Origin of the sequence: Streptomyces sp. NBC_00448, from assembly GCF_036014115.1 — a bacterium.
Classification (GTDB): domain Bacteria; phylum Actinomycetota; class Actinomycetes; order Streptomycetales; family Streptomycetaceae; genus Actinacidiphila.
In genome coordinates this window covers 222,832-236,705 of the sequence record NZ_CP107913.1, presented here as the reverse complement: position 1 = coordinate 236,705, position 13,874 = coordinate 222,832, and the positions used below count along the sequence as shown (strand labels likewise).

Below are 13,874 nucleotides of genomic sequence, written 5' to 3'. Positions count from 1 at the left end.
GCTTCCTCGCCGAGCCGCGCATCGCTCGATCGGCTCAACGAGGCGCCGAGGGCGGGAAGCGGGCCGTCTGACGACGTGACAGCTACCCGTCGGTGATCTTGCGGCTGGTGTCTGAGCCAGGACGTCGGGGCCGAGACGGTGGTCAGAGCCCTGCGGGACGCCAACCGCACACCGCACGAGGAGAGCGAACGACTCCGCGACGAACTCGCCGTGGCGCTCGGCCGGCTCGGAGACCTCCGCCGAGGCGCTCCGGCTGAACGAGGTCCCGTTCAGGGCCCGTTCGGAGTTCTGATCAGCACCTGCAGCGACTTCACCAGGCGCGCCGCGTCCTTCTCGCCGAGCGGGGCGAGGAACTCGCGCTCCGCCGCCTCGCGGGCGTCCTCCGCATCGGCCCGCGCCCGTCTGCCCCGCTCCGTCAACTCAACGACGTTGCGGCGGCGGTCCTCCTCACTGCGGCGCCGCTCCACCAGCCCTTTGCCCTCCAGCGCGTCGACGAGCGCGACCATCGTCGTGCGGTCCACGCCCAGCCGCCGCGCGGCCTCCAGTTGCGACAGCGGGCGGCCCGCCGCCAGCACCGCGAGCACCGCCAACTCCCGTGCGTCCAGCCCGAACGGGGCCAGTGCGGGCCCGGCGTGCTCGGCCAGCCGCAGTTGCGCGTGTTTGAGCAGGTAGCCCAGCCGCGTGCCGAGCAACTCCTCGACCGTCGCCCCGTCGTCGTCATTCTCCGCCATTCCCAAACCTTAACCATCATCTGATCATCAGCAGTGCTGACGATCAACTAGGCTGATGGTCATGCCTGTTGACGCACCTCACCGCGCGCTCCGCTTCGGCGTCAAGACGACGCCCATGCACCTGGCCTACGACGACATCCTCCGCGTCTGGGAGGAGGCCGACGAACTGCCCGAACTCGACGACGCCTGGCTGTGGGACCACCTGATGCCACTGGCCGGGCCGCCCGGCGGCGCTGTCCTGGAGGGCTGGACGCTGCTGGCCGCACTGGCCGCCCGCACCACCCGACTCCGTCTCGGCCTGCTCGTCACCAGCAACATGCTGCGGGCCCCCGCCCACCTCGGAAAGATCGCCACCACCGTGGACGTGATCTCCCAAGGGCGCCTGATCATGGGCCTGGGCGTCGGCGGAACCCGACAGCCCGACGGCCCCAACCCGGCCGTCGCCGAGTACGCCGCCTACGGCCTCCCGCTCCCGAGTCCCGGCGAGGGTCTGTCCCGCCTCACCGAGACGATCACCATTCTGCGCAGCATGTGGAGCGAGGAGGTCTTCGATCACGACGGCCCCTTCACCACCCTGCGCGGCACCCGCAACGGCCCCGGCCCGGTCCGGCCCGGCGGCCCGCCGCTGCTGCTCGGCGGCTGGGGCGACCGCACCCTGCGGATCATCGCCGAGCACGCCGACATCTGGAACGTCCCCGGCCCGCCCCACAACGGCACCGACTGGATCGCCGAGCGCGCCCGCGTCCTGGACGCGCACTGCGCGGCGATCGGCCGCGACCCCGCCGAGATCACCCGCTCCGCCCAGATCATCGTCGACTACGCCGACCCCGCAACCACCCGCGCCCACGTCTACGCACTCGCCGCTGCCGGCATCCGGCACGTCGTACTCGCCCTGCCCCGCCCCTACCCGGACAAGGCCGCCCGCTGGCTCGTCGACGAGATCGTCACCCCTGTCCGTGAGAAGGGCGCCTGACCGGCCTTTGAACAAGCGACACGGACAACCTGAGTGGCTGACACTGCAAGCCATATGAACGCTCAGGTCGATGCACCCATCGACCTTGAGAGATCCAGATGACCGCCTGCTCGTCAGTCAGGAACCCCACCAGCAGCAAGCGGACCGTGGCCGGTCCCCAATCGTCGGGCAGCCCTGACCAGCAGCTTCCAACGGGGCGGCTGGTCGTCGAAGGCAGCTTCGAGGTGGTTTCGGCTCGGGCGGTGAGCCGCCCGACCGTGCCGGCCCCCGGTGAGAGCGGTCGGTGATGTGGCCGGCCTTCGTCGGCGCCGTACCGGCCGCATCCCGGCACCTCCACAGGCAGACGCTGACACGGACTTCCACCCGTGGCGGGGTTCCACAGAACCCCGCCTTCTCCGGCACCAGCCGCCGGAACAGCTCCCACACCTTCTCGGGCACCATCCGTTCAGCAGGACTGGTCGTGCTCAGCGCGACGACGCGCGACTCCAAAGAAAACTAATCGAGTACCGGCGGCCCCGCCTCGATGCGCCGCAGCACCGGAGCCAGGCAGTCCACATCGGGGCCGGGATCGAGTTGCCTTTCGTCCCACCAGGTGGCGCCCGCGTCGCGCAGCGGGCCGATCACGTCCTTGGCCTCGGCAGCGTCCGCCGGAGTGGCGCCGCCGACCACGAGGTCGAAGGGGCGCTGGGTGTCGCCTTCTCGATGACCGCGCACATAGGTGACCAACTCGCGCACGTCCTCGCGGTCCGGCGGGTATCCGTGCAGGGCGTTCTTGAACAGAGGAACCGCGCCGTCCCACCGCGCGGCCCGGCGCATGGGCGGACGGTTCGGCCAGAAGCCCCCGATCCACACCGGCGGCCGGGGCAGCTGCACGGTGGCGGGCCGCAGGCTCACGTCCCGCGCCTGGTAGTGCCGACCGTGGTGGTCGACGGCCTCGCCCGTCCAGAACCGCGCCAACAACTCCAGCCCTTCGTCCAGTCGTTCGGCGAGCACACGTCGATCGGTGGAGTCGCCGAAGCTGCCGTACTCGTCCTCGACCGGTCCACCCAGCCCAGCCGCGAAGACGACCCTGCCTCCGCTGAGGTTGTCCAAGGTGGCTACCAGCCGCGCGAGTTGCTGTGGCCGATAACGAGCTACCGGAGTGAGCAGTGTCCCCACCCGGATGCGGGACGTCGCGAGTGCGGCCGCGGTCAGCAGCATCCACGCGTCCCCGAAGGGCCGCCCTGAATACGCCCGGTAATGGACGTGATCCCAGATGAAGAGCCCGTCCCATCCGGACTCCTCGGCCGCCGCCGCCACGGTTGCGACGTTTCGGGGGTCGGCGAAGTCGCCGAAGTTCGGGATATTGATCGAGAAACGCATCCGGACATCGTGGGCTACCCCCACCTGTCCAGGCAACGGTATAAGACCGGGCGCTCGTCGTGTGCCTTTCCCAGCGTGTCCGGCTCTCGCCATTTCTCCGCGCAGGCAGGCCGGCCGTTCGGGGCGAACGCGGCAGGCGGCTTCGACCGGCTGGTGCTGAGGCCGGCCTCATGGGGTCTGCATGCAAATTGGTCCACCCACCCACCCACCCTCGCCGAGCGGAGGGTGCCGCGTCAGCATGGACGCCGAGATCCTCGGTGTGGCCTACCGGGAAGCCGATCTGCTGGAGTTCGCCCGCAGGGGCCGGCCTCGACCCCGACGCCCTCGACCGGGACGAGCGGAAGCCTGAGCGTTTCCCGGCCTTCACCGCCGTAGGCACCAGCGTCATCAACTACCGCCGCCTCACCACGTGAAACGACGTCCCGAGGGATTTAGGCATGTTGCTGGGCGTCGATGTCCCGGCGGGAACGGGGTTGGTGACGGATCTTGGGAGCTATCGCCGCATTTCAGAGGCACACGCGCCGTTCTGCCAGCGGTGAACAGCGGCCCGACCGGGCTCGACGATCACTACCGTCCAGTCTCATGACGACGATTACCACGCGCACGGTCGAGTACCCGGCCGACGGTCTGACGATGATCGGGCACCTCGCGCTCCCGGCCGGTGTCGACCGCCGGCCCGCGGTGCTGCTCGGACCAGAGGGCATGGGGCTCAGCGACGTCGAGCGCCGCCGGGCCGATGCGCTCGCCGAGCTGGGATACGTAGCGCTGGCCTTCGACCTTCACGGCGGGCGCTATTTGGGCGACCCCGAGGAGATGCTGGCCCGTTGCATGCCACTGCTCGCCGACCCCGACCGGATGCGGGGCATCGGCCATGCGGCGCTCGACGTGTTGCGCGCCGAACCGCGGACCGACCCCGACCGGATCGCCGCCGTCGGCTACGGCACCGGCGGCGCCATCGGGCTGGAACTCGGGCGCGAGGGCGTCAACCTGCGCGCGATCGGCACAGTCAACGCAACTACCACGGGCCGACCGGGCGAGGCGGCGCGCATTCGCTGCCCGGTGTGGGCCGGGGTCGGGTCGGAAGACCCGATCATGGCGCCCGCGCAACGGGACGCGTTCACCGCCGAGATGCAGGCCGCGGGCGTCGACTGGCGCCTCGTGGTCTACGGCGGTGCCTTGCACGCCTTCCACCACCCGCCGGTCGACCACCCCGCCGTCCCCGGCGTCGGCTACCACCCACAGCACGCGCAGCGCGCCTGGCACGATGTCGTCGACCTGCTCGCCGAGTGCCTGCCCGTGACGGAGTGATCTGGTCGGCAACCGCGACTCCGGGCCGCGAGCCAGGCGGCAGACCGCCACCGGCTCCGGTTGGTGGGGCATCACCGCAGCTCAGAGAAATGGTGCCGGGGCGCTCTGCGGGGGCGATCCCACTCGGCGGCGGGAACCGGCTCCGCCCGATGACAGGGCTCATCCGCCTTCAGGGGCATCCGGGTTGGTGTTCTCCCTGCGCCTCATCCTGCGCAGGCTCGCGCGAGCCGCGTCCCGATCCGCCTCGGCCTCGGCCTCGGCAAGCTTCTCCTCCCACTCGGCCTTGCCCCGAGTCAGCGCATCCCTCTCGGCGGTCAGCTCGGCGTTCTGGCGGCTGAGTTCGTCGATACGTGCCCCCAGTTCGCCCGTGCCGACCTGGTCGAGTTGCTGCCCCAGCTGTCGTAGCACGACGTCCTTGAGCTTGTCCCGCTCCTCCCGCAGTGCGCTGATCTCCTGGCGAGCCAGCTGGTCGAAGCGCTCGCGTCGGTGTCAGCGGTGGGGGTCGAGCCGGGGATCGAGGTCGAGACGGTCACCGGCACCGCCCATACCGGCACCGCCCATACCGGCACCACCCACACCGGCACCGCCGACACCCGCATCCTCGGACCCGACCCGCGCGGGCTCCTCGTCGAACCGGGCGGGACCCCGGGGGCTGTCCGCGGGTGCCGTCCTCGTCCGCGCCCGCTGGGTCGCCGCCACGCAGACCAGCACCGCCAGCGCCGTGGGCAGGGTCGCGGCCCCCAGGTGCTCGCCGAGCAGCAGCGCCGACCAGACGAGGGTCAACACCGGCTGCGCGAGCTGGAGTTGGCTGGCCCGGGCCACCCCGATCGCAGCCAGCCCCCGGTACCAGACCAGCAGACCGAGAAACTGCGCCACCACCGCGAGCCACACCAGCCCGCTCACCGACTCGCCGGTCAGCCGCACCGGTTCACAGGCAAGAGCAACCGCCGCGCCCGGAACCGTCAGGGGCAGTACGCCGACCAGCGACCAGCCGGCCACCTGCCAGCCGGGCATCACCGCGGCCAGCCGACCGCCCTCCACGTAGCCCGCCGCGCACACCAGCAGTGCGGCGAAGAGGTAGCCGTCCCCTGCGGTGAGCGCCCCGCCGCCGGTCCCCAGGGCGAAGCCCACCACGACGGTTCCGCCGGCGACAGCCGCGACCCAGAACGTGAGGGACGGCCGTACGCCCGTGCGCAGGGCGCCGAAGACCGCGGTGCACAGCGGGAGCGCGCCCACCACGACAGCCGCGTGCGAGGTGGCGGTGGTGCCGAGGGCGAGTGTGGTCAGCAACGGGTAGGCGAGGACCACCCCGAGGGCGACCACGGCCAGTCCCGGCCAGTGCTCCCGGTCCGGCAGCGGGACGCGGCCCAGGAAGAGGAACACTCCGGCCACCGCGGCCGCCAGCACCGCACGCAGGCTCACCGTGCTCCAGGGCCCGAGGCCGCTCAACGCCCAGTGCGTGGCGGGAAAGGTGAGCGAGAAGATCGCGACCCCGAGGCAGGCGAGCAGGGTGCCGCGCGGGGTGGAATCGCCTCGCACGGCACCGGCGACCGGTACCGCGGCCGTTATGGTAGCGCTATTGTCATCTCTCATGAACGACGATAGCAGTGCGACCGCCGTCGCCGAATCGCTTCGGGCGGAGCTGAACCGCTTCTCCCCGGGCGAGAAGCTGCCGTCGAGCCGGACACTGGTGCAGCGTTTCCGGGTCAGCCCGGTCACCGTCTCCCGCGCGCTGTCGGCCCTCGCGGCCGAGGGCCTGGTCATCCTCCGCCCCGGCGCCGGTACCTACCGCGCGCCGAACCACGCGGCGCGCATCGGCAGCATCGACACCTCCTGGCAGCAGGTGGCGTTGACCACGCAGGACCCGGACGGCCCGCCGCGCGTGGTCGACGCCTCCGGGGTGCTGGCCAACTTCGCCACGCACGCACAGGACGTGATCCCCTTCAACGAGGGCTACCTGCACCCGACTCTCGCGCCCGAGCGGGAGCTCACCACCGCGTTGGCCAGGGCCGCCCGCCGGGCCGGCGCCTGGGAACGGCCGCCCGTGGACGGACTGACCGCACTGCGCACCTGGTTCGGCCGAGGCGCCGGCGTCGGGCCCGCCCAGGTGCTGGTCACCGCGGGCGGGCAGGCGGCCCTCACCGCCTCGCTGCGAGCCCTGGCACCCCCGGGAGCACCGGTCCTCGTCGAGTCGCCCACCTACCCGGGGGTCCTGGCTGTCGCCCGCGCCGCCGGCCTGCGACTCGTACCGGTACCGATCGACGCGGACGGGGTACGCCCCGACCTGCTCGCCGACGCCTTCTCCGCCAGCGGCGCACGGGTGTTCCTGTGCCAGCCGCTCTTCCAGAACCCGACCGGCGCCGTCCTCGCCGACGCGCGCCGCCGCGTGGTCCTCGACATCGCGCACGCCGCGGGCGCGTTCGTCATCGAGGACGACTTCGCCCGCCACCTCGGGCACGGCGACCCGCTGCCGCCCCCGCTGATCTCCGAGGACCGGCACGGCACCGTCGTGCACATCACCTCCCTCACCAAACCCACGTCGCCCAACCTGCGGGTCGGAGCCATGATCGCCCGTGGCCCCGCGCTGGAGCGGCTGCGCGCCGTCCACTTCGTCGACAACTTCTTCGTGCCGCGCCCCTTGCAGGAGGCCGCTCTCGAACTCGTCGGCGCCCCGGCCTGGCCGCGCCACCTGCGCGCGGTCGCCTCCGGTCTGCGTGAGCGCCGCGTCGCCATGGTCGCCGCCCTGGAGCGCGAACTCCCCGGCCTGCTCCCGAAACCCGTACCCTTCGGCGGCTACCACCTGTGGCTGAGGCTGCCCGACGGCACCGACGAGACCGCGCTGACGTATGCCGCCCTCCGCACGGGCGTGGCCATTTCCCCCGGCCGCCCCTACTTTCCGGCGGAGGCCCCGGCGCCCCATCTGCGGATCGCCTTCGCGGCCACCGCAGGTCCCGAGGAGATCGTGGAAGGAGTCGAGCGGCTGTCCCGCGCGCTCGCCGAGACGGCTCCCGGACTGTGAAGGCGGGCTGCCGCCCGCGGGACCCGGGGCGAGCGGCTGCCGTGTCTGCTCTTCCCGGGCCCCGACCCCCGGACATCTTCATCGTCCGGAGCAACCTCGCCTACTTCCGCGGGGAAGCGGGGGATGCGGAGGGTGCCGCGGCTGCTTTCGCCGAGCTGTTGGACGACATAGTGCGGGTGCTGGGCCCCGACCACCCCAGCACCCGTACGGCCCAGAACAACCTCGCCAGATGGCAGGGCATGCTCCGGACCGACGAGGACACTCCCGATGCCGGGTGACGATCGTCCGGCGACGCGCAGGGGGTGCGTCCGGCGAAGCCGGAAACAGGGGGCCGGCCATCACGCCCGGCCAGGGCCCTCCGCCCGGTGCCCCGGGGATGACGGGCGCGGGGCGGTGTCCGGCGGGGGGCCGGGTGGTGCGGCGGTGGCGTGGTCGGGGTGGGCGGAGGTCTCGGGGTGGGCGGTGGTCTCGGCGGTGTCCGGGTGCGCGGTGGTCTCGGGGTGGGCGAGGGCGGCCAGGAGGCGGAGCTTCTCGTCGCTGTCGCTGTCCTTGTCGGGGTAGTAGACGACGAGGATGACGTCGTCGATGGGGAGCTTGTCGCGGTGGAGCCGTAGTTCACCGACGACGGGGTGGTGGACGGTGGTGGTGCCGCCGTCGAGGCTGCGGACGTCGTGCCGGGCCCACAGAGCGCGGAACCGCTCGCTGGACAGGGCGAGTTCGCCGACGATCTCGACGAACCGGGGGTTGTCGGTGTCGTCCCCGATGGTGGTGCGCAGGGCCGCGATGAAACCGGCGGCGGCCTTCGTCCAGTCCTGCTGGAAGGCCTGCTCCTCGGGGTCGAGGAAGAGGGAGCGCAGCCGGTTGTGGCCCGGCCGCAGCCGAGGGGAGAACGCGACGGCCATCGGGTTGGAGGCCAGTACGTCGAAGGCGCGACCTTCGACGAACGCGGGAAACGGCAACTGCGCGAGGAGCTGGTGCACCCGTGCCGGCACCTGCTCGGGTCGCTTGCGGCGCGGCGCCCTGGGCCGGGCCGCCGCGAGACCGAGCAGATAGGTCCGCTCGACGTCGTCGAGGCAGAGCACGCGGGCGAGCGATTCGAGCACCTGGACGGACGGGTTCTTGTCGCGGCCCCGCTCCAGGCGCAGGTAGTAGTCGGCGCTGATCCCGGCGAGCAGGGCGACCTCCTCGCGGCGCAGGCCGGGCACGCGGCGGTTGCCGCCGGGCGGGAGCCCGGCCTGCGCGGGGGAGACCAGCTCGCGCCGGGCGCGCAGGTAGCCGCCGAGCCGGTTGCCGGATTCCTCGTCGTTCATGCCGACCACCGTAATGCGGTCCGCGCGTCTCAACGGGGGCCCTGTCAGGACCCTGGAAGATCGGGGCCCTGCCACACCCGGCGGATGCCGTCAAGACTTGCGGCATCGCTGTTCGAGAGGGACAGGGACCATCGCAGAACAGGCGCCGCGGGTCCGACCGCCGGCGGCGCTCCGAACCGAAGGAAGCACCTCATGGATCTGTCCGACCGTACCGTCCTCATCGTCGGCGGAACGTCCGGCATCGGCCGGGAGCTGGCCCGGCGGTTCGCCGCGGCAGGCAGCACCGTGGCCGTCGGCGGCCGCAGCGAGCAGGCGCTCGCCGAACTGTCCGCGGAAGGCTTCGGCACCTTCGCCGTCGATGTCACCGACGGCGCCTCCGTCGCACGGGCCCGCGACGCGGTACTCGCGACGTACCCCGACCTCGACACCGTGGTGACGATGTCGGGCGCCATGCTCCTGGAGGACCTGCGCGACCCCGCCCACTTCGAGGCGGCGCTGACCACCATCGACACCAACCTGGTCGGCACCATCCGGGTCATCGACGCCTTCACCCCGCACCTGATCCGGCGCGGCGCCGGCACCTTCGTCACCGTCACCTCGGGCATCGCCTTCCTGCCGTTCCCGCCCATGCCCACCTACGCCGCCTCGAAGGCCGCGGTGCACGCCTACTCCGAGGCGCTGCGCGCGCAGCTCGACGGCACCGGCGTCGGCGTCGTGGAGCTGGTCCCCCCGGCCGTCGCCACGGCCGGACAGGAGCAGGTCAACCCGCACGCCCTGCCGCTCGACGCCTTCGCCACCGAGGTCATGCGGCTGCTCGCGCAGGACCCCACCCCCGACGAGATCCTCGTCGAGCGGGTCCTCATGCACCGCTGGGCCGAGCGCGAGGGCACCTACGACGACCTCGTCGCCCAGCGCTCCCAGGCGCTGGCCATGCTCCCCGGCCGCAAGAGCTGACACCGCCGGTACGAGCTGACACCCCCACAGCCCAGGCACCGTACGAACGGACGGCCGGGTTCCACCTTGCGGCGGCCACCTGGTCACGACGCCCGCTCGGCGCCGCCCATCATGGCGACCCAGCTGTGGGGCGCGTCGTCGCCGAGCATGAGCTCGTAGACGTCCTCGCCTCCCGCGTCGGCGGCGGTGCGCGCGAACATCGCCTGCTCGTACGCCGCCAGCGCGACCTCGACGTCGTCGGGGTGCGCGGCGAGGGCCCGGCCGAGTTCGGCGCCGTCCTGCATGGCCGTGTTCGCGCCTTCGCCGTTCGGGGGCTCGAGGTGGGCGGCGTCGCCGATCAGGGTCACACCGGGCACCCGGGCCCAGCGGTGCCCGGCCGGCAGCGCGTGCAGGGGGCGGACGACCGGCGCGGTGTCGCTGCCGGTGATCAGCGCGGTGAGCTCGGGCGCCCATCCGTCGAACTCGGCGGCGACCCGCGCCGACACGGCCGCGCCGTCGGCCGCGTCGATGCCGGCGAGCCAGTCCCGCGCCACCGTGAGCTGGACGTACGCGTGCAGGGTGCCGCCCCGTTCCCGGTAGACCAGCAAGCCCCTTCCCGGCGCGAGCGCGAACAGAGACCCGGCGCCGACCGCCGCCGCGGTGGCGGGATGCCGGGTGTCCGCGTCGCACAGGAAGTACTCGACGGAGGTGACGCCCACGTACCGCGGGGTCGCGCCGGACAGCAGCGGGCGGACCCGCGACCACGCCCCGTCCGCCCCGATCAGCAGGCTGGTCTTGACGGTGGCGCCGTCGGTGAAGCGCACCTCGTGGCCGCCCCCGCCGAGGGCCCGCACGCCGCTGACCTTGCGCCCCCACCGCACGGTGCCGTCCGGAAGCGAGTCGAGCAGCATCTGCCGCAGCTCGCCGCGCGCCACCTCGGGGCGTACGCCCGTGCCGTCGTCGGGCCGGTCGAGCAGCACGGTCCCGGCCCGGTCCAGCACCCGGTAGGACTCGCGGCCGGGCAGCACCAGGCCGCGGAACTCCTCGATCAGGCCGGCCGCTTCGAGCGCCGGTTGGCCGTTCCACGGGTGGATGTCGAGCAGGCCGCCCTGGGTGCGCGCGGCCGACGAGGTCTCGGCCTCACAGACCGTGACCGGTATGCCGTTCCTGTGCAGGACGCGGGCCAGGACGAGGCCGCCGAGGCCGGCTCCGACGACGGTGATCGGTGGCGTCACGGTGGACCTCCGAAAATCGTTGGATTGTCACTCCAATGACGCTAGCACGGGTGTGGAGCGGCAATCCAAGTGGCGATCCAAGCGTGGCAGAATGGGGCGCATGACGACCAAGTCCCGGCGGACCCCCCGACGCACGGAGGCGCTGTCCCGGGACGTCATCGTCGAGGCCGCCACCGGGATACTCGACGCCGAGGGCGAGGACGCGCTGACCTTGCGGGCGCTCACCGTGCGGCTGTCCACCGGGTACGGGGCGATCTACCACCACGTCGCGGACCGCGGCGACCTGCTCGCCGCGGCCACCGACCACGTCATCGCCCGTGTCGTGGCCGGCCTCGACGCCGACGCCGAGCCCCGGCAGGCGCTGCGCGCCGTCGCGCTCGGCCTGTTCGACGCGATCGACGCCCACCCGTGGGTCGGCGCCCAGCTCACCCGCGAACCCTGGCGGCCGCCGCTGCTGGACATCTACGAGAAGATCAGCACGCACCTGCAGGCGCTGGGAGTTCCCGAGCGAGCGCTGTCCGACGCCGCGGGCGTCCTGGTCAACTACATCCTCGGCGTCGCCGGGCAGAACGCCGCCAACGCCCGCGCGCTCGCCGACAGCAAGACCGACCGGTCGACGTTCCTCGCCGCCGTCGCCGCGCGGTGGGCGCAGCTCGACCCCGCGCGCTACCCGTCCCTGCGCCGCGCCGGGACCCGACCGCGCGAACACGACGACCGCGAGCAGTTCCTGGCCGGCGTCGATCTCATCCTCGCGGGCATCGAGTCCGTCCACCGCCCGGGCAACCCCGGCTCCGCCGGGTAAGGGGCCGAGCCCCGTCGGGAGCAGACTCGGGGTCTACGCGTCGCGCAGGGTCCCGATTTCCGTGGCCGGCACGGCCATGGCGCGCACGTGCACGAAGTACCCGGCCGCGCATGCGTCGCCGGTCGCCGGGAGAACGGTCGCGAACACCGCGGTGAGCCGCGGCAGGCCCGCACGGGACTGGATCGGGAGCGGGCCCTTGAGCACGCCGGAGCCGCAGCCGTAGCCGTCCGTGTCGAGCTGGCCGAGGAGCCTGCGGACGATTCTGCTGGGGCCGAGCAGCCAGGCGAGGCTGTGGGCGTGGAAGCCGTTGCGGAGCGAGGTCCAGGCGATGCCGGAGCCGGCGAGGAGCTGGCCGGCCTTCCGGCGGGTATCAGCGCCCGGCGGGGCCGGTTGAGGTCGTCCTCGGTGCGAGGAGCACGGGGCGGACGCGTGGCGTGGTGGCTAGACTCGTCTGACGACGTGTCACGGGAGTGTGGCGCGGGCGCGGATGGCTCAGGCGAGGGGTGGCTGCGTGTCCAGGGGGAACATGTTCAGCGTCTACGGACGAATGACCGCACTGCCGGGGCGGCGGGACGAGCTGGTCGCCGTGCTCCTTGACGGTTTCCGCGCGAGCGGCGACAACGGCGGCCTGCTCGGCTACAGCATCAACACAGCCCTGGACGACCCGGACACGCTCTGGCTGACCCAGCTGTGGATCGACAAGGACGCACACGACACGACCACCCGTTCCGTGCCGGTCGCAGCCGTGAGCAGCCGGGTTCCGCCGCTCCTGGCCCGGCAGCCCGAGGGCTTCCACGGCTACGCCGCTCATGTGCACAGTCGAGCCGTTGATCGGTGAACCGGAGGTCGAGGGCGACGGGGGAGACCCGGAGGGCGCGTGGAGGAAAGGCGCGTCCGCGGACGTGGTGCGCGGCGGCGTCAGGGGTGCTCGAACGCGGCCGTGGCCGTGGGTGTTCGGGGCGGTCGTCGCGACCTCGGCCGCGTGGGCGCTGGTGCTGCACCTGTCCGGGTACGGGAAGGAAGCAGTCCCCGACCTCCATCACTACCGGATCTCCGGGAGCCCTTGCAGCGGCTCAAGCCTCAAGCCGTTGACGGACGCGCTCGGCACGGGCCACGTCGAGGTGTCCCCGGCAGAGATGCAGACCGGTCCGGCGCTCGACGCGGCCGAGTGCACGCTCACGGCGCAGCGCTCCGTCGGGACCCACTGGCAGGCTTCGTACAGCACCGTCGTCACGGTGCAACTGCACAAGAAGACCGACCCCGCTGCCGAGTTCGACGATGTCGGCGGCAGCCGGCACACCCTGGAGCCGGTCGCGCCCTCGGACGACGGCTCGGGTACGACCACGGCGATCCTGGCAGTCGGAGGGTCGACGCACGTCGTTCGGGTGCCCGATATCGGGGACCGGGCCTACCTGATGACCAGCGACGGTGACGAGACCCTGACCGTCCTGCACGGCGGCGCGGTGCTCACCGTCGCCGTCGACGTCCAGGAGAAGTGGACCGGCCCGGGCGCGCTACCGCCCCCGGACGCCGACGGAATCCCGCAGCGGCCACCTCGCCAGGCCGGCTACCGGCCGGCCCTCGTCGCGACGATGCGCGGCCTGATGTCCGCGCTGTCCGGGCCCACCACCCAGGTCGGGAAGGAGACTCCCTAGGTCAGGAACGAAGCGGACGTGGACTCCTTGACCTGCTGGACCCGGCGCTGGAAGGCGTGCAGGACCTCCTTCTCGTGCCGCCAGGCGGCGTGGCGGCGGTGGTGGGTGGGAGAGGCCGGATCGGTGGTCGCGTCGGGGGTGGCGCGCAGGGCGCGGATCGCCTGGCCGATCTTCTGTATCGCGTCGCACCACTGACGGGCCGGCTCCTCCAACTCGGCGCAGCACCACCTGACTTCGTGGGTGGCCATGAGCGCCGCGCTGATGGAGACGCTGAACTCCCGCTCCTGGCTGCTGCCGTCGTGACCGTCCATGACAGCCGCCTCGAACTCCACGACGGCCTGTATCGCGACGTACCCCTTTTGATGGAAGGCGTTGCAGGCCGTGTCGATCGCCTCGATGGCGGCGCCCCGCGCGCGTAACGCCTGTTCGTGGGCGGCCTGTCCGCGCGCGGCCCGGCCCGCCGCCCGTGCCCCAGCGACCGCCCCCAGCGCGCCCGCCGCGCCCGCCACGCCGGCCGCGAGGATCGCGGCCACCCCCTGATCCATG

At 72.5% G+C, this 13,874-nt stretch carries 15 protein-coding genes and 1 pseudogene; 8 read left to right on the top strand and 8 right to left on the bottom strand.

Going from position 1 to position 13,874, the window contains the following annotated elements:
• Positions 1–269 precede the first annotated feature (269 nt).
• A complete protein-coding gene (locus tag OG370_RS01095; protein WP_328459587.1) occupies positions 270–731 on the bottom strand; it encodes a MarR family winged helix-turn-helix transcriptional regulator in 462 nt (153 codons plus the stop codon).
• Positions 732–792: 61 nt separating this feature from the next.
• On the opposite strand from OG370_RS01095, the gene OG370_RS01090 reads away from it, so the two are divergent.
• Positions 793–1,704, top strand: a complete 912-nt coding sequence (locus tag OG370_RS01090; RefSeq protein ID WP_328459585.1) for an LLM class flavin-dependent oxidoreductase — start codon at positions 793–795, stop codon at positions 1,702–1,704.
• Positions 1,705–2,199: 495 nt separating this feature from the next.
• On the opposite strand, the gene OG370_RS01085 is transcribed toward OG370_RS01090, so the two are convergent.
• Complete coding sequence (locus OG370_RS01085) at positions 2,200–3,066, bottom strand: LLM class flavin-dependent oxidoreductase (RefSeq protein ID WP_328459583.1); 867 nt, start codon at positions 3,064–3,066, stop codon at positions 2,200–2,202.
• A 582-nt stretch (positions 3,067–3,648) separates the two neighbouring features.
• On the opposite strand from OG370_RS01085, the gene OG370_RS01080 reads away from it, so the two are divergent.
• Positions 3,649–4,374 carry a dienelactone hydrolase family protein gene (locus OG370_RS01080; RefSeq protein ID WP_328459581.1) on the top strand — a complete coding sequence of 242 codons (726 nt, stop codon included), beginning with the start codon at positions 3,649–3,651 and terminating at the stop codon, positions 4,372–4,374.
• Positions 4,375–4,533: 159 nt separating this feature from the next.
• Here OG370_RS01080 and OG370_RS01075 read toward each other — a convergent pair whose 3' ends face one another.
• Both OG370_RS01075 and OG370_RS01070 read right to left on the bottom strand, forming a co-directional pair.
• Positions 4,534–4,782 (bottom strand): hypothetical protein, encoded by a 249-nt coding sequence (locus OG370_RS01075; RefSeq protein WP_328459579.1) that lies wholly within the window; start codon positions 4,780–4,782, stop codon positions 4,534–4,536.
• A gap of 267 nt (positions 4,783–5,049) precedes the next feature.
• Positions 5,050–5,967, bottom strand: a pseudogene (locus OG370_RS01070) (DMT family transporter); the annotation flags it as partial.
• Between OG370_RS01070 and OG370_RS01065 the strand changes: the two are divergent.
• The gene (locus OG370_RS01065) at positions 5,966–7,393 is read left to right on the top strand and encodes an aminotransferase-like domain-containing protein (protein ID WP_328459575.1); all 1,428 of its coding nucleotides are present in this window, start codon (positions 5,966–5,968) and stop codon (positions 7,391–7,393) included. The pseudogene OG370_RS01070 and the gene OG370_RS01065 overlap by 2 nt on opposite strands.
• A gap of 41 nt (positions 7,394–7,434) precedes the next feature.
• On the top strand, positions 7,435–7,671 hold the full coding sequence (locus tag OG370_RS01060) for a tetratricopeptide repeat protein (protein ID WP_328459573.1): 237 nt from the start codon (positions 7,435–7,437) through the stop codon (positions 7,669–7,671).
• Positions 7,672–7,731: 60 nt separating this feature from the next.
• On the opposite strand, the gene OG370_RS01055 is transcribed toward OG370_RS01060, so the two are convergent.
• Positions 7,732–8,703: a helix-turn-helix transcriptional regulator gene (locus tag OG370_RS01055; RefSeq protein ID WP_328459571.1), complete on the bottom strand. Its 972-nt coding sequence runs from the start codon at positions 8,701–8,703 to the stop codon at positions 7,732–7,734.
• Between the two features lie 192 nt (positions 8,704–8,895).
• On the opposite strand from OG370_RS01055, the gene OG370_RS01050 reads away from it, so the two are divergent.
• Positions 8,896–9,657, top strand: a complete 762-nt coding sequence (locus OG370_RS01050) for an SDR family oxidoreductase (protein ID WP_328459569.1) — start codon at positions 8,896–8,898, stop codon at positions 9,655–9,657.
• An 83-nt stretch (positions 9,658–9,740) separates the two neighbouring features.
• Here the strand turns inward: OG370_RS01050 and OG370_RS01045 are convergent, their stop codons facing one another.
• Complete coding sequence (locus OG370_RS01045; protein ID WP_328459567.1) at positions 9,741–10,871, bottom strand: FAD-dependent oxidoreductase; 1,131 nt, start codon at positions 10,869–10,871, stop codon at positions 9,741–9,743.
• A gap of 100 nt (positions 10,872–10,971) precedes the next feature.
• On the opposite strand from OG370_RS01045, the gene OG370_RS01040 reads away from it, so the two are divergent.
• Complete coding sequence (locus OG370_RS01040) at positions 10,972–11,673, top strand: TetR/AcrR family transcriptional regulator (protein WP_328459565.1); 702 nt, start codon at positions 10,972–10,974, stop codon at positions 11,671–11,673.
• Positions 11,674–11,706: 33 nt separating this feature from the next.
• Here OG370_RS01040 and OG370_RS01035 read toward each other — a convergent pair whose 3' ends face one another.
• The gene (locus OG370_RS01035; protein WP_328459563.1) at positions 11,707–11,877 is read right to left on the bottom strand and encodes a hypothetical protein; all 171 of its coding nucleotides are present in this window, start codon (positions 11,875–11,877) and stop codon (positions 11,707–11,709) included.
• A gap of 307 nt (positions 11,878–12,184) precedes the next feature.
• On the opposite strand from OG370_RS01035, the gene OG370_RS01030 reads away from it, so the two are divergent.
• Positions 12,185–12,511 carry a putative quinol monooxygenase gene (locus tag OG370_RS01030; RefSeq protein WP_328459561.1) on the top strand — a complete coding sequence of 109 codons (327 nt, stop codon included), beginning with the start codon at positions 12,185–12,187 and terminating at the stop codon, positions 12,509–12,511.
• Complete coding sequence (locus tag OG370_RS01025) at positions 12,501–13,328, top strand: hypothetical protein (RefSeq protein WP_328459559.1); 828 nt, start codon at positions 12,501–12,503, stop codon at positions 13,326–13,328. Before OG370_RS01030 ends, OG370_RS01025 begins: the two co-directional genes overlap by 11 nt.
• Here OG370_RS01025 and OG370_RS01020 read toward each other — a convergent pair.
• Positions 13,325–13,873, bottom strand: coding sequence for a hypothetical protein (locus OG370_RS01020; protein ID WP_328459557.1), 549 nt, complete (start codon positions 13,871–13,873; stop codon positions 13,325–13,327). The two genes, OG370_RS01025 and OG370_RS01020, sit on opposite strands and share 4 nt — an antisense overlap.
• Between the last annotated feature and the right edge of the window lies 1 nt (position 13,874).

Excerpts from the sequence above, each read along its gene's own strand:
- OG370_RS01095 (WP_328459587.1), bottom strand. The coding sequence starts at position 731 with ATGGCGGAGAATGACGACGACGGGGCGACGGTCGAGGAGTTGCTCGGC.
- OG370_RS01090 (WP_328459585.1), top strand. The coding sequence starts at position 793 with ATGCCTGTTGACGCACCTCACCGCGCGCTCCGCTTCGGCGTCAAGACG.
- OG370_RS01085 (WP_328459583.1), bottom strand. The coding sequence starts at position 3,066 with ATGCGTTTCTCGATCAATATCCCGAACTTCGGCGACTTCGCCGACCCC.
- OG370_RS01080 (WP_328459581.1), top strand. The coding sequence starts at position 3,649 with ATGACGACGATTACCACGCGCACGGTCGAGTACCCGGCCGACGGTCTG.
- OG370_RS01065 (WP_328459575.1), top strand. The coding sequence starts at position 5,966 with ATGAACGACGATAGCAGTGCGACCGCCGTCGCCGAATCGCTTCGGGCG.
- OG370_RS01055 (WP_328459571.1), bottom strand. The coding sequence starts at position 8,703 with ATGAACGACGAGGAATCCGGCAACCGGCTCGGCGGCTACCTGCGCGCC.
- OG370_RS01050 (WP_328459569.1), top strand. The coding sequence starts at position 8,896 with ATGGATCTGTCCGACCGTACCGTCCTCATCGTCGGCGGAACGTCCGGC.
- OG370_RS01040 (WP_328459565.1), top strand. The coding sequence starts at position 10,972 with ATGACGACCAAGTCCCGGCGGACCCCCCGACGCACGGAGGCGCTGTCC.
- OG370_RS01020 (WP_328459557.1), bottom strand. The coding sequence starts at position 13,873 with ATGGATCAGGGGGTGGCCGCGATCCTCGCGGCCGGCGTGGCGGGCGCG.